General features: G+C 44.0%; 16 protein-coding genes. 3 read left to right on the top strand and 13 right to left on the bottom strand.

Annotation, left to right across the window (positions count from 1 at the left end; genetic code table 11):
* Position 1: 1 nt before the first annotated feature.
* Genes ACFQ3S_RS18785 through mraZ form a run of 5 tightly spaced genes read right to left on the bottom strand, consistent with a single transcriptional unit; the run spans position 2 to position 5,315 of the window.
* A complete protein-coding gene (locus ACFQ3S_RS18785) occupies positions 2-1,465 on the bottom strand; it encodes a UDP-N-acetylmuramoyl-L-alanyl-D-glutamate--2,6-diaminopimelate ligase (RefSeq protein ID WP_377167383.1) in 1,464 nt (487 codons plus the stop codon).
* Entirely contained in the window at positions 1,465-3,558 is a 2,094-nt protein-coding gene (locus ACFQ3S_RS18780; RefSeq protein ID WP_377167380.1) for a penicillin-binding protein, read from the bottom strand. The genes ACFQ3S_RS18785 and ACFQ3S_RS18780 overlap by 1 nt, the downstream gene beginning before the upstream one ends.
* On the bottom strand, positions 3,555-3,959 hold the full coding sequence (locus ACFQ3S_RS18775; RefSeq protein ID WP_377167377.1) for an FtsL-like putative cell division protein: 405 nt from the start codon (positions 3,957-3,959) through the stop codon (positions 3,555-3,557). Before ACFQ3S_RS18775 ends, ACFQ3S_RS18780 begins: the two co-directional genes overlap by 4 nt.
* The gene (rsmH, locus tag ACFQ3S_RS18770) at positions 3,956-4,858 is read right to left on the bottom strand and encodes a 16S rRNA (cytosine(1402)-N(4))-methyltransferase RsmH (protein WP_377167374.1); all 903 of its coding nucleotides are present in this window, start codon (positions 4,856-4,858) and stop codon (positions 3,956-3,958) included. The genes ACFQ3S_RS18775 and rsmH overlap by 4 nt, the downstream gene beginning before the upstream one ends.
* Positions 4,851-5,315 (bottom strand): division/cell wall cluster transcriptional repressor MraZ, encoded by a 465-nt coding sequence (gene mraZ, locus ACFQ3S_RS18765; RefSeq protein WP_377167371.1) that lies wholly within the window; start codon positions 5,313-5,315, stop codon positions 4,851-4,853. The genes rsmH and mraZ overlap by 8 nt, the downstream gene beginning before the upstream one ends.
* A 437-nt stretch (positions 5,316-5,752) precedes the next feature.
* Between mraZ and purU the strand changes: the two genes are divergently transcribed.
* The 3 genes from purU to ACFQ3S_RS18750 all read left to right on the top strand — a co-directional run bounded on the left by purU (position 5,753) and on the right by ACFQ3S_RS18750 (position 7,759).
* A complete protein-coding gene (gene purU, locus ACFQ3S_RS18760; RefSeq protein ID WP_377167368.1) occupies positions 5,753-6,580 on the top strand; it encodes a formyltetrahydrofolate deformylase in 828 nt (275 codons plus the stop codon).
* Between the two features lie 66 nt (positions 6,581-6,646).
* Positions 6,647-7,069 carry a hypothetical protein gene (locus ACFQ3S_RS18755; RefSeq protein ID WP_377167365.1) on the top strand — a complete coding sequence of 141 codons (423 nt, stop codon included), beginning with the start codon at positions 6,647-6,649 and terminating at the stop codon, positions 7,067-7,069.
* 27 nt (positions 7,070-7,096) lie between these two features.
* Complete coding sequence (locus tag ACFQ3S_RS18750) at positions 7,097-7,759, top strand: YceH family protein (RefSeq protein ID WP_377167362.1); 663 nt, start codon at positions 7,097-7,099, stop codon at positions 7,757-7,759.
* Between the two features lie 159 nt (positions 7,760-7,918).
* Here ACFQ3S_RS18750 and ACFQ3S_RS18745 read toward each other — a convergent pair whose 3' ends face one another.
* From ACFQ3S_RS18745 to ACFQ3S_RS18710, 8 genes are all read right to left on the bottom strand, one after another.
* On the bottom strand, positions 7,919-8,962 hold the full coding sequence (locus ACFQ3S_RS18745) for a hypothetical protein (protein WP_377167359.1): 1,044 nt from the start codon (positions 8,960-8,962) through the stop codon (positions 7,919-7,921).
* A gap of 801 nt (positions 8,963-9,763) precedes the next feature.
* Positions 9,764-10,225, bottom strand: coding sequence for a carboxypeptidase-like regulatory domain-containing protein (locus ACFQ3S_RS18740; protein ID WP_377167356.1), 462 nt, complete (start codon positions 10,223-10,225; stop codon positions 9,764-9,766).
* Positions 10,226-10,395: 170 nt separating this feature from the next.
* A complete protein-coding gene (locus ACFQ3S_RS18735; protein WP_377167353.1) occupies positions 10,396-10,830 on the bottom strand; it encodes a hypothetical protein in 435 nt (144 codons plus the stop codon).
* 69 nt (positions 10,831-10,899) lie between these two features.
* A complete protein-coding gene (locus ACFQ3S_RS18730; protein ID WP_377167350.1) occupies positions 10,900-12,759 on the bottom strand; it encodes a CocE/NonD family hydrolase in 1,860 nt (619 codons plus the stop codon).
* A 74-nt stretch (positions 12,760-12,833) separates the two neighbouring features.
* On the bottom strand, positions 12,834-14,030 hold the full coding sequence (locus ACFQ3S_RS18725; protein WP_377167347.1) for a DUF2264 domain-containing protein: 1,197 nt from the start codon (positions 14,028-14,030) through the stop codon (positions 12,834-12,836).
* Between the two features lie 15 nt (positions 14,031-14,045).
* Positions 14,046-14,447: a type II toxin-antitoxin system VapC family toxin gene (locus ACFQ3S_RS18720; protein ID WP_377167344.1), complete on the bottom strand. Its 402-nt coding sequence runs from the start codon at positions 14,445-14,447 to the stop codon at positions 14,046-14,048.
* Positions 14,429-14,707 carry a hypothetical protein gene (locus ACFQ3S_RS18715; RefSeq protein WP_377167341.1) on the bottom strand — a complete coding sequence of 93 codons (279 nt, stop codon included), beginning with the start codon at positions 14,705-14,707 and terminating at the stop codon, positions 14,429-14,431. Before ACFQ3S_RS18715 ends, ACFQ3S_RS18720 begins: the two co-directional genes overlap by 19 nt.
* Positions 14,708-14,793: 86 nt before the next feature.
* Positions 14,794-15,984, bottom strand: coding sequence for a phosphoglycerate kinase (locus ACFQ3S_RS18710; protein ID WP_377167338.1), 1,191 nt, complete (start codon positions 15,982-15,984; stop codon positions 14,794-14,796).
* Between the last annotated feature and the right edge of the window lie 58 nt (positions 15,985-16,042).

The raw sequence follows: 16,042 nt of genomic DNA, 5'->3' as shown, positions 1-16,042 counted from the left end.
TTTATGCATTCAATTTGCCAAAGGCATTCAACAATTCTTCCTTGTCGTCGAAATGATTCTTTACTCCGTTGATCTCCTGGTATTTTTCGTGCCCCTTTCCTGCCAGTACGATGATGTCACCAGGCTGGGATAAGTGAACTGCGGTTTTAATAGCCTCGCGACGATCTACTATACTAATTGTTTTACGCTGATTCGATGGATCTACACCAGCTTCCATATCGCGGATAATTTGCGCCGGGTCTTCCGTGCGTGGATTATCAGAGGTCAGGATCACCTTGTCGCTCCAATCACACGCGGTTTTAGCCATTATTGGGCGCTTGGTTTTATCGCGGTCGCCGCCACAGCCTATAACGGTAATTACCTTTTCGGTCCCCTTGCGGATGTCATGCACGGTACTCAATACGTTCTGAACGGCATCGGGCGTGTGGGCGTAATCCACAATACCTATTACCTTGTTTGGGGCAATAGTATAATCGAATCGGCCCTCGGCACCGCTTAGTTTGCTCAAGCTGGTTAATACGGCCGACCTTTCCTGACCTAATAATGTGGCAGCCGCATAAACTGCTAACAGGTTATAAGCGTTAAAACTGCCTACCATTTTAAACCAAACTTCTTCGCCATCAACGGTAAGCAACAAGCCGCCAAACTGGTTTTCCAGTATCTTTACCTTAAAATCGGCCATGTTTTTAAGGCCGTAAGTTTTTTTGGTGGCCTTGGTGTTTTGCAGCATCACGTTACCGTTTTTATCGTCGATGTTGGTTAATGCAAATGCACCTTTAGGCAGCGCGTCAAAGAAGCCCTTTTTGGCTTTTAAGTAGCTGTCGAATGTTTTATGATAATCTAAATGATCGTGTGTTAAATTGGAAAAAATACCACCTGCAAAGGTCAGCCCATCAATACGATGCTGGGCGACAGCGTGAGAGCTTACTTCCATAAAGCAATAATCGCAGCCCTTGGCTACCATATCGGCCAGCAATTCATTCAGTGCAACCGGATCGGGTGTGGTATGAGTAGAGGGTATAATTTGTCCGTTAATTTGATTTTCAACCGTAGACAATAAACCACATTTGTAACCCAGATCGCAGAACAATTGATATAATAAGGTAGCCGTGGTAGTTTTACCATTGGTACCAGTTACCCCTACCAGCTTTAGCTGCTGCGATGGATTTCCGTAAAAATTAGCAGCAATAATACCTAAAGCTTCGGCCGAATTTTTAACCATGATGAAATCCGTTTCGCCTACGGTATGGCCGGGCAAATCCTCACATATAATGGCAGCTGCACCATCCTGGGCGGCCTTTTCCATATAATCGTGACCATCGACCATGGTACCGCGTACGGCCACAAAAAGCGACCCCGGCACCACCTTGCGCGAGTCGAAAACCACGCTGGTGATCTCCACATCGGCGCTGCCCTGAAGTTCGGTAAAGGCCAGGCCTTCCAGTAAGTCGCTTAAATATCTCATTATTCCAGTTCTAATGTTATGCGTGAACCCTTAGGTATCAGGCTGCCACCCGTTACCGATTGGCGCGCCACCATGCCGCTGCCGCGCACAGTTGTTTTATAACCGGCGTTACCCATTACATACAGGGCATCGCTTAAACCCATACCGGTAACCGATGGCACCGCACCGCGTTTATATTTTATTTCCTGTGGAGCAATGCCATTGCTCGTATCAACCGAGCGGGGAGCGTTTGAAGCGTATAAAGGCTTTACTCCTAATTTGCTGTACACTTGCTGCAGCGCTTTTACGTTACCGGTTTTAATCTGCGGCATCTGCGTGTTACCTACCAAACGGGTTGGTACGTTTTGCTGCATTTCCAAATCGCTTGAATATACTTTATCAGCAATTTCCCTGAAAACCGGACCAGCAACTGCCGCACCGTAATAACCGTTCTTAGGATCGTTGATAACAACGATTAATGAATACTTGGGCTTATTGGCCGGGAAATAACCCGCGAATGATGCCTGATATTGCCTTTTACCTTTATAACCCTTGTTGGCATCGGCTACCTGTGCCGTACCCGATTTACCTGCAATACGGTATAGCGGATTATAAATGATGTTTTTACCGGTTCCTTCGGTAATTACACCCTCCATCATTTCCTGCATTTTTTTCAAGGCAACGTCTGAGCAAATTTTGTTATTAATTACGCGGGCTTTAAATTGCTCAACCGGGTTACCCAAGCGCCTGATCTCCTTTACAAAAATGGGCGCTATGTATTTCCCGTTATTGGCAATAGCGTTATAGAACGATAGCATTTTCAGTGGCGTTAACTGCATTTCGTAACCGTAAGCCATTTGCGGCAATGTCATGTTCTTGTTCCAGCTGGTGTTTTTGGGGCTTTTAACCACCGGTTGGGCCTCACCCGGTATTTGCAAAATCATTTTTTCGTTCAGGTGCCAATCGTACAGATGATCGGTAAATTTGGAAGGGTTACTTTTATAATTTTTATTTACTAAGTAGGCAACCGCGGCGTTTGATGACTCTTCAAACGCCCTTTTTACGGTTACCACTCCAATACTGCCATGTGAATCTGTAATAGTATGACCGGGAATAGGATAGGTACCAGTAGCTACCATGGTATTGGTATCCACCAATTTATCTTCTAACAAAGCCAAATATGATGCAATTTTAAAAGTTGAACCAGGATCCTGGTTACCGGCTATAGCATAGTTAAATTTTTCCTGATACTCGCCCGGCGCTACTTTCGAATAGTTGGCTACCGCACGAATCTCGCCGGTATTAACCTCCATTAATATAGCCGCGCCATGATCGGCATTGCTTATAATGAGTTGTTTTAACAATGCACTTTGCGTAACATCCTGAAAATTAACATCAATGGTCGATATAATATCGGCACCCTCTTTAGGCGCGATCTCTTCTTCCTGGTTAACTGGCATCCAAACCCCACCTGCAATACGCTGCATTAAACGTTTGCCACTTTCACCTTTAATATAGCCGGCGTAAGCACCCTCTAAACCTACCGGATTTTTAACGTTTAAGTTACTGTAACCAATGGTACGGGCAGCCAGCGAACGAAACGGCAAAATGCGTTTGTTTTGCTGAACAATGATCAGCCCGCCTTTGTAACGACCTAAGTTGAAAATAGGGAATTTGCGGATCTTTTTCAGGTCCTGGTATGAAACCTTACGACGGATCAGCTGGTAACGCAGGCTATCCTTACGGGCCTCACGTAAGATCCTCGAATACTCACTGGCAGGCCTATCGCCAAAAAACTGCGACATTTTCATGGCCAATGAATCTACCTTTTCGTAAAAAACCTCTTTATCGGCAATACCACCGGCCAGCATATCCATGTGCAGTTCGTATTCGGGAACTGATGTAGCCAGCAAGCTACCATCGTTGGCAAAAATATTACCACGGGCGGCATCAATATTCACGTATTTGGTCGATAGGCTATCGGCCATGGCTTTCCACTTGGCACCCTGTACAAATTGCAGGTGACAAAGTTTAAAGAACACGGCAAACGCCAGCACCACAATTAACCCAAAGGCCAGGTACACGCGTAGTAATATGTTAGTCCTGATATTCATTTTACCACCTCCACATCTGCTAATTTTTGAGGCGGCTCTACAGGCGCGGCAATACCTAAAGTATCCACACGCTTAGCCACCTCGGTTTGAGTGCTCTTATAAGCCATTTCGGCTTTGGTAGTCTTAAAATCCCAGCTCAACTCTTTTACTTCCTTACTCACTTTATCAATATCACGTATAGTATTTTCGGCCAGTTGACGGTTAGCAATATAAACCATAGCCAAAAACACCAAAAAGAACACAAATGGTAAAGCCCGTGTAACCGAATCAGTAGTTACAATACCCTTGCTCATGAGGTTGGTTATAAAGTTCTCCGGGTTTTCGGGCACCGGGCGCTCTTCAACCAAAAGCTCTTTTTCAGCTTCCTCTTCCTGAATTTCTGTACGTAAACGGTTGCTCATCTTTTTACAGCTATCCTTAACTTGGCACTGCGTGCCCTATTGTTCTCTTGTATCTCCTCTTCGGTAGCGTTAATTGCGCCACGGCTTACAGCCTCCAGCGGTTTTTGGTCGTTACCATAAAAATCTTTTTCTACCTCGCCGCTAAACTTGCCTTTAGCAATGAAGTTTTTAACCAGCCTGTCTTCCAGCGAATGGTAAGACATCACCACCAACCTGCCGCCGGTACCCAGTACTTCCACCGTTTGGGTTAAAAAATCCTTTAAAGATTCCAGTTCCTGATTAACCTCAATGCGTAAGGCCTGGAACACTTGCGCCAGGTATTTATTTTCTTTACCACGCGGTATTAAACCGGCAATAGCATTTTTCAAATCGGCAATGGTATTCAGCGGACCATTCAACCTCGCGGTTGCCACGGTACGTGCCAGCGATTTTGCATTCTGTATTTCGCCGTAAATACCAAAAATACGGTGCAGTTCAGCTTCAGTATAAGTATTCACCACTTGCTTGGCCGTTAGCTCCGATGACTGGTTCATCCGCATATCCAGCTCGGCATCAAAACGAATAGAAAAACCTCTATCAGCCTGATCGAACTGGTAAGACGATACACCTAAATCGGCAAGAATACCATCGACCGGCAAAGCACCATGCAAGCGGCAAAAGTTTTTGAGGTAACGAAAGTTCTGATCTACAAACTCAAACCTGTCATCCTCAATTATATTCTGCTGCGCATCGGCATCTTGGTCAAAGGCAATCAAACGACCCTCTTTACCCAGGTGCTTCATAATTTCGCGCGAATGACCGCCGCCACCAAAGGTTACATCTACATAAGTTCCACCAGGCTTAATATTTAAAGCCTCGATGCACTCCTGCAGCATTACCGGGTTATGATAGCTACTCATTGCCTCCCCTTCCTAAACCACCCATTACCTCTTCGGCCAGGTTAGCAAAATTTTCGGGAGCGCTATCCATTTGCGCGTCGTATGCTGCCTGATCCCAAACCTCTATTTTGTTAAACTGGCAACTTAATACCACATCGGCACCAATTCCTGCATATTCCAGCAAAGCCTTAGGCAGCAACACCCTATTTGAGGCATCTAACGACAACTCGCTTGCACCACGGGTAAAGTAGCGGATAAATTCGCGCGTACGTTTCTCGTATTGGTTCAGCTTACTCAGGTCGTCAACTATTTTATCCCACTCTTTACGGGTGTAGATCACCAGGTGTTTTTCAAAGCCACGATTGATCACAAGACCCTCCCTTTCAGCTTCTGGAAGCTGTTTTTTGAGGCCTGTAGGGATCATCATCCGCCCTTTAGCATCCAGTTTACAATCAAATTCACCTAAAAAGTGGGACATGCCTACTACTATTCTAATATTTGTTATGTAAAAGTAACATAGAATTTCCACTTTCCTCCACTTTTTCCCACTAAAAAGTTATTAACACCTATCGTTCATAACTTTATCCCCACTAACGCCAAGTAAGCGTGTAACTAACTCACGCTGAATATTTTACTTTAAATTAATTTTACGATAAAATATTTCATATAAATAAAATAACGGGTTGATTTTGAGTGGCATGAGTGCGAAACAGACAAATATTTTTTAGCTGCTCTTGAGCTTAAATGGCAGTAGATAATTAAATAAATTTCGGATAACGGCCTTTTTTAGTATGTATATAATTAAGATTTTTAATTAGTACTTATTAAATGCGACTTTAATAACCGCTTAACCATTAGATTTTAGGCATATAATTGCAGGTCGGCAATCAAATAATTACTTATCTTTCCCGCCTTATGATCGTTATAATTCAGTGCCGAGACCAGGTGGGTTTGGTATCGGCCATTTCGGGAGTGCTTACTAAGGCTGGGCTCAACATCATATCAATGGATGAGTATGTAGATAAAGCCGAGAACCGTTTTTTTATCCGACTCAATGTGGAACAGCCGGCAGGTCAGAACCTGCTTGAAACAGAATTAAAACCCTTGTTGCCCCAAGATGCTATTATCACCATTAATCCAACTCCTGAAAAAAAGATAGTAGTACTGGTGACCAAAGAGTACCATTGCCTGGCCGATATTTTGGTGCGTAACTATTTTAAAACCCTGGGCGCCAGTGTACAGGCCGTAGTTGGCAACCATGCCGTATTGCAGGATATTTGCGAGCGCTTTGGCATTCCGTTCCACCATATAAGTCACGAGCAGGAAAGTAAGCAGCATTTTGAAGAGTACGTTGCTGAAACTATTCAGCAGTATAACCCCGATTTTGTGGTGCTGGCTAAATTTATGCGCATCCTTTCGCCAGCGTTTGTGGCCAGGTTTGCCATGCGGTTAATCAATATTCATCATTCGTTTTTACCGGCTTTTGTGGGAGCCAACCCTTACCGGCAAGCTTACGAGCGCGGCGTAAAATTGATAGGTGCTACTGCTCACTTCGTTACCAACGATTTGGACGATGGCCCCATAATAGCCCAGCAAACTATCCATGTTAATCATACCTTTACCGCACCCGATATGGTAAAAGCCGGTCGTGAAATTGAAACCGCCGTGTTAGCTAAAGCCCTGCAACTGGTATTGAACGATAGGGTGTTTGTTTATAAGAATAAAACGGTGGTGTTTGAGTAAGCCCCTCCCAAACCCTCCCCGGGAGGGAGGGCTTAAAGATTAATAATCATCTTATCTAAAATAAATATGTTGAAAAAAATTAAAAGGATTTTAAAAGCCCTCCCCTCCGGGGAGGGTTGGGGTGGGGTTCTTTTAGTCTTCGCCTTTGCAGCTTGTACCACACAAAAGACCAGCACTACTACACCCACATTAGTAGGCAAATGGAAAATGACCGAAACCCTGGCCGATATTGGCGATGGCAAAGCTAAATGGGCTGCGGTTAGTAAAGACAGTTCGTTGATATCCGAATTTAAAACCGATGGCAGCATTACTGGTAACGCTATGCCAGGCACTACGCATTATGCCATTGCCGATAGTTTACATTTGAACATGACCATAGAACATAATGCCGATCTGATAGACTATCGTTACAAGGTTTCCAAAGACACCTTGCTGCTGAACCCGCCATGCCGTGAGGCTTGCGGTATGAAATTTATCCGCTTGAAATAACTGCCCGCTTTCCCTAATTGCTAAACAATGGATTACTCTATAAACCTCCCTAAGCTTTCATCCGAAGAGATTCGCGTATTAGGTTCGCTGATGGAAAAGAGCCGCACCACGCCCGACTATTACCCCATGACCATCAACAGTTTAACGGCTGCCTGTAACCAGAAATCGGCCCGCAAACCGGTAGTGCAGTATGACGAGGATACGGTGGTACGCACGCTGGATACCTTGAAAAGAAAAGGATTGATTTCAACGGCAACGGGTGGCAGCAGCAGGGCCGTTAAATACAAACACAACTTTGCTATTGTGTTCCCCGTGGTGCCTGCCGAAGTAGCGTTGATTTGCCTGCTGTTTTTACGCGGACCGCAAACCCCTGGCGAACTCAATACTAACTCGGGCCGTTTATATGAGTTTGAATCGTTAGATGATTTGCAGAAAACACTGGAGAAGCTAAGCACCGGCGAGCTGGCTTACCTCACCCAGCTGCCTCGTAAATCTGGCCAAAAAGAAACCCGTTATATGCACCTTTTGGGCGAAAGCCTGGAGATTCCTGAAGATGATGAACCGGAGGTTAGTACCGGCGGATCGGGTTCAGCAACTTCAGATTTGGAAGCCCGTGTTACCAAGCTTGAGGAAGAACTGGCTACTATACGAATAGAGTTTGATAAGCTGATGAAGGAGTTGATGGGGTAAGTTCGGGTGTCTGTTTTCGGTTGACAGTTGTCAGAGACCGGTTGACTGTATTAAGCTGCTGGTGATAATTTGCACTGATTTTCAACAAGCACCTAATATGTAGACGATTGCAGCCTAATGCCTTCACAAATCATAAACAATTAGGTAAGAGAAGGCTGCTTAATAAGTATAATCGTAAGACGAGGCTGGCGTTGTGTTGGGTATTTCGAGCAGCCTGATGAAGCCGCCGTTAACATGGTCTATCTTCATCTCGAAAGTAGACTCGGCGCCGCCCGAAGCCATTAAACCGCCTAACATACCGAAAAACACACTGGCCATTACAACCTCGCCGGTGTTGGCGGCAACCGCGGCCTTGCCTGTAAATATAAAGTCGTTCCCGGTTTTAGTAACCGGATAAAAGTCGTCTCTTGAAGTAACGTAAGGCTGCCCGTTATAAACTATTGCATAAACTTTTTGCGGCTTTACCCGTTGTGGCTTACCCTTATCGTTAATTGTGGTTACATTACCCATATTGCTTACCATTCCCTTAACGGTTACCGGCTTATCGGGTACCTGGCTGGCAAATGATCGATAAGTTAAGTACAGTCCGTCGGTGTAGTTTGTAGCGGTGTAAAGTTTTAATTTTTGCTTTTCCAGTTCATCTATGTTTACCAGATCCTGATAGCTATACAAAGTACTATCTATAGGGCGGCTTAACATACCGTGGGTTATAAAATCGGTTAGCGCTTCGCTCCCTTTGCGCAGCAACGGCTGTGTAACATCAATCGAACTCAAATATATAACGGTGTCGATAAACTTTATTTTTTGATATTGACCGGCTTTTTGGCTGTATAGCCCGGCACGGAGGTAGCAATAGCCCTTTTCGCTCATAGACGCGGTTATTTCGGCAAAACTAAACTGGCGTAATTGCAGCAGCATAGTACCCTTAACCGTTGTGAATTGAGAAAGCAAACCGAACATGCGTACCAGGTTAGGACCTAATGGCTTATTAGTAATCACTTTTGCTTTACGGTTGAAAGCGCCCGTTTGTACAATCCCTAACTGGGTGGTATCGGTACGCGAATCTAAGACTTGAAGCTTGTTGTATAAGCCGTTACTAAACGGAAGTTCGGGGTAGATTAAATTAAAGGTTTCGGTATGCTGGGCATATAAGCCCACACAACTTAATAGCACCGCCAAGAAAATAACTGAAAATTTATACATGATAAAGATGTGTGTGGTAAATTTAATAAATACGTTTTACCATTATACTAACCGTATGAAACAGACACTTGCTAATAGCACCATAGTATAATTCTCCAAGACCAGCATTTTATTATAAATTTTCGTGTTTTATGTAAACAAAACATCGAATATGTACGTATAGTTGACGACCGATTAGTGAAAGAGATATGAACAAACCATTTTTGTATTGTTATAAATGTAAACGCCCTTTCCATTACCGGTTGCAAACACCTATTTTGCTAAGAACTTTACTGTTCTTCATCCCTATACAAAGCTTTTTTTGCGCTAAATGTGTTACCGCACGGTACCAGGTGATGAGCAAGCAGGAAGCGATGAAATATCATGTGTAGCGGTCGATCGCTTACGTTGTTAATGTCTTGAGAAACTCTCCATTTGGGTGTGTTGGAGATAAATCCAATTTAACATCAACTATCTCGATCAGGCCAAAGTGTTTACTTTGAAAGTGCTCCTTTTTGCTTACCAAACTTCAAAAAACTTCATTTTTCCGTATTCAAGCAGCTTTTTCACTCCAACTCAAGGGTGTAATTTGGGGAAAATCGTTTTAACACTTTGTCTCATTTTTAAGCGACTTAAGACAGACTAAAGTCTGCGGGTATAGTCGCCCGTCGGAGACTTGGACAACGATTGATGCGGCCTTCATTACCGTAGTAGTTGACCGATAAGAGTTTGGTAATAATAGTTATAAACTACAGCTATAGCTGTTCTAAGTCGGAGACATTCGAACAGCGGGAGACTGCGCACTATAGAGTACGATTCATATTACTTTTGTATTTTCTTGTGATAAGAAATAAACTCTTGTGTATAACAAGCCTTATCCGTTTTAAAAATCCCTTTCTCAAATGCTTCTCTATGCAATTCCGGTAGCTTCTTAAATATTTTCATTCGAAGTTTATCCGCCTTCTTGAGCGTTATAAAATCGTAAGTACCGCTTAACATCATCACAAGCTCTACTTCATCACATTTGTCTACAAGCCTTACAGTTGCTGGATTTAATCCAACAGACTCAAATGATATTTTTTTAACAGAAATAGGGATATCTATTTGGAAAAAGCCATTTAAATCTGTTCGATCAACTTTAATTGTGTCATTAATGACAACTGATACGTATGGCAAAGTTTCCAAATTATCGTCAACTACCCTTCCTTTAATTATTTTATTCAGAGCATAAATAATACTTGTTGAAGCACATATCAAAATACAAATAATTAATAATCTCTTCACGTCCTAATATTTTATGGCCTTAATTGTAGGTATAAACATATTCATCTGGCTTTACCTCACCTGAAGTTCTATACAATATAATAAAACTTGCGTTGGGTGCAGAATAAAGTCTGCGGGCATAGTAACCCGTAGTTAGGTGACCATGGATAGCGGACTTTGTTGTACCTAAGTTAATTTTCTTGAACTCCTAATGTGTCGAATAGTTGAAGATGAATATTAATCAACAATATAAACAGCAGAATACTAAATGCTTTAATCCAATTAGTGGAGTTTTTATCCCGAACGACACTTACAAGTAACATTATAAAGGAAGGAACTAATCCAATAAAGAGCAACATATGTATCCAACCCATTCCTTCTGTGTCATGTATGCCTCCGGAAAATAGCTTAATACCAATATCATTCAGCCCGATGAACAGATAAGTAAGGATTGATTTTACTATAACATTGAAACTATTGTCGCTAAACATAATCAGTCCTGCTATTATTGATATTACAATTGGAGAAGTTAAAATTCCTGTTGGTGGCAAAAAATGACCAATTACAGTACTTATTAATAGTAAAAGTGTTAGTAAGCCGATTAGTATTATCTTTTGTAGTTTCATATTACTTACGGTTTTGGTTTTTTATCGGCTGAAATGGTGGATCATAAACGCGCGCCATAATCATATCGCCTACATCACCCTCACCTTCAAAAAGCTCGGATGTACTTTCGACGTGTACACCCGGTGAGTAGCCTTTTTGAAGTCATCGTCCTTAGCTTTCATAATATCCTGGAACTGCTGGGTGTTGCGGTCAATTAACGGAAACCAGCTGCTTTGCAGTTGCACCATAATGCGGTGACCTTTTTTAAAGGTGTGCAGCACATCCTGCAGTTCAAAATTTACAGGACTCACCTGTCCGGGTTTAAAGGCGGTTGGCTTATCAAAGCCCGTGCGGTACTTGCCGCGCATGGCCTCGCTGCGTACCATTTGCTGGTAGCCTGCCATCTGTACCTCTTTGCGGGTGAACTTGTTATTGGTGGCGGTATCGGGGTAAACGTCTATTACTTTCACCACCCAATCGGCATCGGTACCGGCGGTGCTTACTTTGAGGTTAGCCCAAATATTGCCGGCCAGGGTAACGTCACCGGTAAGTACATCGGTTTGGTAAGTCAGCACATCGGGCATTTTGGCGGTAAAGCGCTGGTCGGCGGTCATGTACTCGCGGTCCATGTCCATGGTTTTGTTGTTGACGAAAGGCACCGGTTTGTTAGGGTCCGATACAAATTCGTTATAGCTATCTTTGGCTGCGGCAGGTGCGGTGAACGACAGCTTGCCACCCGGTAAAAAGTACAGGTTCTTTTCCTTAGCCGGGGCTGGCGGCCAGGTATTGTACGTTTTCCATTGATTTGCACCGGTTTGAAAAGCAGATACTTTAGGCAGATTCAGCGGTGTCCCCTTCAGGTAATGACTGAAGAAAGCGAACTCTATCTTTTCGCGGTAGAAAGGCGCGGATGGTCCGCCAAAATCAACATCGCCTAAATGGTCGCCGGCACCACGTGCCCAGCCACCGTGTACCCACGGACCCATAGCAAAGTACACCGGGGTATTAGGGTTTTTAGCGGCTAAAACTTTGTAAGTATTAATGGCACCGTACAGGTCTTCGGCATCGTACCATCCTCCCGTAACCAGCGTAGCGGTTTTAATATCGTGCAGGTGGGTTAACACGTTGCGGTCTTTCCAGTGCTGGTCATAATCGGGGTGGTCCATCATTTCGTTCCACAGGCGTATGGTATCTTTAAAATATTTGACGTTGGTATTGCGCATGCTGCCCATCTTCAAAAAGAAATCGTAGCCATCTTCGCTGCCCGGGTCGAAACGCGGACCACGGCGTTGCGTTGGTTTATCGTCCTGGCGGTTGGTAAAACCCGGATAAAAGCCAAAGTTGGCCACCAGCATAAAGCCGCCGTTATGGAAAGCATCATCGCGATACAAGTCGGCAATGGGTGCCTGCGGCGATGCGGCCACCAACGCGGGGTGACGGCTCAGCAAAGCAGTAGTGGTATAAAAGCCGGGATACGAAATACCCCACACCCCTACCTTGCCATTGTTGTTGGCTACATTTTTCAGTAACCAATCGATGGTATCGTAAGTATCGGTACCCTCGTCCACATCCTTGTTGGTTTTATGTACCTCCAGTTCGGGGGTCATTTCCTCGTAAATGCCTTCGCTCATCCAGCGGCCACGCACATCCTGGTAAACAAAAATGTAGCCATCCTGCATGTACTGCGGCGACGGGCCCAGGCTTGTTTTGTAAGCATCGGCACCATAAGGCGCAACGCTGTAACAGGTGCGGTCCATCATAAACGGATATTTCTTACTTTGATCCTTTGGCACATACACCGAAGTAAACAGCTTTTTACCATCGCGCATGGGAATCTGGTATTCGTACTTGGTATAGTTATTTTTTACCGCGGCGGCATCAGGTGCACCGGGCTGTGCAAAGGCAGAAACAGAAGTAAGAAAAAGGAAAAAATACAAGAGGAGTTTCATATCGTTATTTGAAAAACTAAACATACAAAAAAGGCCGCTTACGAAAAGCAGCCATTATAAAATTAGATCGAACGTTAATTTACAGCATGATCGGCCTGCACGTCCAAGCCTTTCCAAACTTGTTTGGCGGTCCAGTCGGCATCTGGCCCTTGCCAAAATTCATCCGTTGCAGGTAAGCCTAATACCAAAAAGGCTTCCGAACATAAATACAGACTTCCGGTAGAAATATAGGTTTCGCCAATACCGGGCTGATGACCATACAAACCAATTTGCAGCCAGCCCTTGGCATCGAACGTACCGGGCGCTTCCGTTTGACGCTTGATAACGGTGTACAAGGCTGCCCTCACCTGCTGCGGCTTTAAATCGGCTGGCAAAGCTTTGAGTTGCGCTATTTGTGCTAATAACTGAAAAGCTCCGTAACGGTAAGCAAGTGAGCGGCCAATGGGCGGATAAGTGCCTTCGGGCGATATTAATCTTTCCTGCACGGCGGCATAACGCTGTGCCCTTTTTAAGGCTTGTTCGTAATTACTGCGCTGTGCTTTATCAACGCTGGCTAAGGTTTGCAGCACCTCAAGCAGCATGGGTTGTATCACAAAACTATTATAGTAGTCCCAGTGAAAATCGGGACCATCGCCATAGGCACCGTCACCTTTGTACCATAACTGGTGCTGCTTTACGGCGTAATCTATCCGCATCCTGTCGCCATAACCATCAAATTTGAGCAGGGCAGCTTCAATTTCGGCACTGAACAAAAGCCAGTTACTATAATAGGGTGTAATTACACGGGTCGATTTTAAGGCGTTGATGATATTGGTTTTGGTTTGCCCATCCAACGGTTTCCACAATTGTTTAGGTGCACGTAATAAAGCCTGGGCCAAAAACGCGGCATCCACCAGCGGCTGACCACCCTTGTTAAAATTCATAAAATCGGGGCCTTGCGGATCGGTAGCATTATGCAGGCACTGTTGCGCCAGCACGATATATTTTTTGCGTAACTGACCTTCGGCGGTTTCATCGGCACCTAATTCAAGCCAGGGGGCCATGCCCGCCAGCAAACGGCCAAAAGCTTCGAGGTAACAATACTGCGCGCGGTCGTTAGCTTTGGCCTCTATAGGCATTTGCTTTTTGAGTTCGTTTTTGCTGAGGGAAATTAAAACCGGATCGGCAATGCGGGTGAGTGTTTTAACGAGGTAGGCACGCTCTTGTAAGCCGGGCTGTGCCAAGGCGGTGGCAGAGGAAAGAGCAAAGATAAACAGGATTAGGGTTTTCATAGGAATGATCTTCACCTACTCCGTGTAAATCGATAGCTGGGTGATAAATTTGTAATCTTTAATGTTATGTGTAAATAATCTTAAATTAGCATTTAAGGCTGTAGCAGCAATTAAAGCGTCAGGAATAGCAAGTCCATGGCTTAAATTATAATCTTGCAATAACTGCAAAGCAATTGAGCTGACTCTCTCGTCAATTAGCGATATATTCAGACGATGTAATTTTTTGTCGATGGTTTTTAGGTCTTCTTTATTATTTGCTCCAACTAACAGCTCCATCTTAGTCATTGCAGAAATGATAACATTATCTAAACCAATTAAACTTTCAAGAATGCGTTGTGTGAACTTATGGCGTTGGTTGTTAGCATTCCAATAGTCGATAATGACATCTGTATCGCAAACTACTTGTTCCTTTCCCACGCTTTTTTCCTTAGTTGAGCGGCATCTATATTGTTCCGGGTGAATATTTCACCTAAATCAGTAGTATCTATAGATCTATCTCCACGGATAACAGTGGCATTCCCTATTTTATAAGTTTCTTGTTCTGGAACTTCTGTAGCGGCAATTGCTTCAACAGGGGTTTTCTTTTTAGTCGACACAATAAAATCCAGGTATTTTCCTAACCCTTTTAATATCTTCAAGGTTTCGGGCTTTTTATATTTAATGGTTACTTCGGGCATAACACTCCTTTTTATAAAATTACGCTTTAAAACAAATAAAGGCAAGTAAAATACTCGCCTTTATGTTAATAATTTATGCTGCGCTTTTACTCGTTTATAGCTTTCACACCCGGCAACTCCTTACCTTCCATATACTCTAATAAGGCACCACCACCGGTCGACACATAACTTACCTCATCGCTAAAACCGAATTTGGCTACCGCAGCGGCTGAATCGCCACCACCAATTAGGGTGAACGCGCCATTTTTGGTGGCTTCTACCACAGCCTCGGCAACGGCCCTGGTACCTTTTTCAAATTTTTCCATTTCAAAAACACCCATTGGCCCGTTCCATAATACGGTTTTCGATTCAGCTACCACTTTGGTAAATGCGGCTATAGAATCGGGACCAATGTCCAAGCCCATCCAGCCTTCTTTAATATCACCGTTAGGCGCAGTATCGGTATTGGCATCAGCAGCAAACGCATCGGCGATAATAGAATCGGTTGGTAATAACAGGTTCACGCCTTTGGCTTTCGCTTTTTTAATCAGCTCCAAAGCCAGTTCTTGCTTGTCATCTTCCACTAACGATTTACCAATGTTGCCGCCTTGCGCTTTGGCAAAGGTATAAGCCATACCGCCGCCAATGATCAGGTTATCCACCTTATCCAGCATGCTTTCTATCAGTAATAACTTATCGCTTACTTTAGCGCCGCCCATAATAGCGGTAAACGGTTTGGCAGCACCGTTCAGTACCTTTTCGGCATTTTCCAGCTCAGCAGCCATCAAATAGCCAAAGTATTTGGCCTCCGGGAAAAACTGCGCGATTACCGCGGTAGACGCGTGGGCACGGTGAGCTGTACCAAAGGCATCGTTCACATATACATCACCTAATTTGGATAACTTTTCGGCAAAATCCTTATCGCCCTTTTCTTCTTCTTTATAAAAGCGAAGGTTTTCCAGCAATAACACTTCACCACCTTTTAATGCACCGGCTTTATCGGTAGCCTGTGCGCCAATGCAATCATCGGCAAACTGCACTTCGGTACCCAGCAATTTTGACAGGTGTGGGATGATGTGTTTAAGCGAATATTTTTCGGTCGGACCATCTTTTGGTCGGCCCAGGTGCGACATCAGGATTAGCGAACCACCATCGGCCAGGATTTTTTTCAAGGTTGGCAGGGCGGCGGTAATGCGGTTATCGTCGGTTATGTTATAGTCTTTATCCAAAGGAACGTTAAAATCAACCCGTATCAGGGCCTTCTTTCCGGAAAAATTTAAAAGGTCTATTGTTTTCATGAAGAGTACAAGTCAAATGAGCTGCCAAATTCAGAAATTAAATTCATATAGCACAAAG

Source organism: Mucilaginibacter terrae (genome assembly GCF_042679325.1).
Taxonomy (GTDB): Bacteria; Bacteroidota; Bacteroidia; order Sphingobacteriales; family Sphingobacteriaceae; genus Mucilaginibacter; species Mucilaginibacter terrae.
The sequence above is the reverse complement of the archived record's forward strand: the minus strand, read 5'-3'. Positions and strand labels throughout refer to the sequence as shown.

Excerpts from the sequence above, each read along its gene's own strand:
- ACFQ3S_RS18785 (WP_377167383.1), bottom strand. The coding sequence starts at position 1,465 with ATGAGATATTTAAGCGACTTACTGGAAGGCCTGGCCTTTACCGAACTT.
- ACFQ3S_RS18780 (WP_377167380.1), bottom strand. The coding sequence starts at position 3,558 with ATGAATATCAGGACTAACATATTACTACGCGTGTACCTGGCCTTTGGG.
- ACFQ3S_RS18775 (WP_377167377.1), bottom strand. The coding sequence starts at position 3,959 with ATGAGCAACCGTTTACGTACAGAAATTCAGGAAGAGGAAGCTGAAAAA.
- rsmH (WP_377167374.1), bottom strand. The coding sequence starts at position 4,858 with ATGAGTAGCTATCATAACCCGGTAATGCTGCAGGAGTGCATCGAGGCT.
- mraZ (WP_377167371.1), bottom strand. The coding sequence starts at position 5,315 with ATGTCCCACTTTTTAGGTGAATTTGATTGTAAACTGGATGCTAAAGGG.
- purU (WP_377167368.1), top strand. The coding sequence starts at position 5,753 with ATGATCGTTATAATTCAGTGCCGAGACCAGGTGGGTTTGGTATCGGCC.
- ACFQ3S_RS18755 (WP_377167365.1), top strand. The coding sequence starts at position 6,647 with ATGTTGAAAAAAATTAAAAGGATTTTAAAAGCCCTCCCCTCCGGGGAG.
- ACFQ3S_RS18750 (WP_377167362.1), top strand. The coding sequence starts at position 7,097 with ATGGATTACTCTATAAACCTCCCTAAGCTTTCATCCGAAGAGATTCGC.
- ACFQ3S_RS18745 (WP_377167359.1), bottom strand. The coding sequence starts at position 8,962 with ATGTATAAATTTTCAGTTATTTTCTTGGCGGTGCTATTAAGTTGTGTG.
- ACFQ3S_RS18735 (WP_377167353.1), bottom strand. The coding sequence starts at position 10,830 with ATGAAACTACAAAAGATAATACTAATCGGCTTACTAACACTTTTACTA.
- ACFQ3S_RS18730 (WP_377167350.1), bottom strand. The coding sequence starts at position 12,759 with ATGAAACTCCTCTTGTATTTTTTCCTTTTTCTTACTTCTGTTTCTGCC.
- ACFQ3S_RS18725 (WP_377167347.1), bottom strand. The coding sequence starts at position 14,030 with ATGAAAACCCTAATCCTGTTTATCTTTGCTCTTTCCTCTGCCACCGCC.
- ACFQ3S_RS18715 (WP_377167341.1), bottom strand. The coding sequence starts at position 14,707 with ATGCCCGAAGTAACCATTAAATATAAAAAGCCCGAAACCTTGAAGATA.
- ACFQ3S_RS18710 (WP_377167338.1), bottom strand. The coding sequence starts at position 15,984 with ATGAAAACAATAGACCTTTTAAATTTTTCCGGAAAGAAGGCCCTGATA.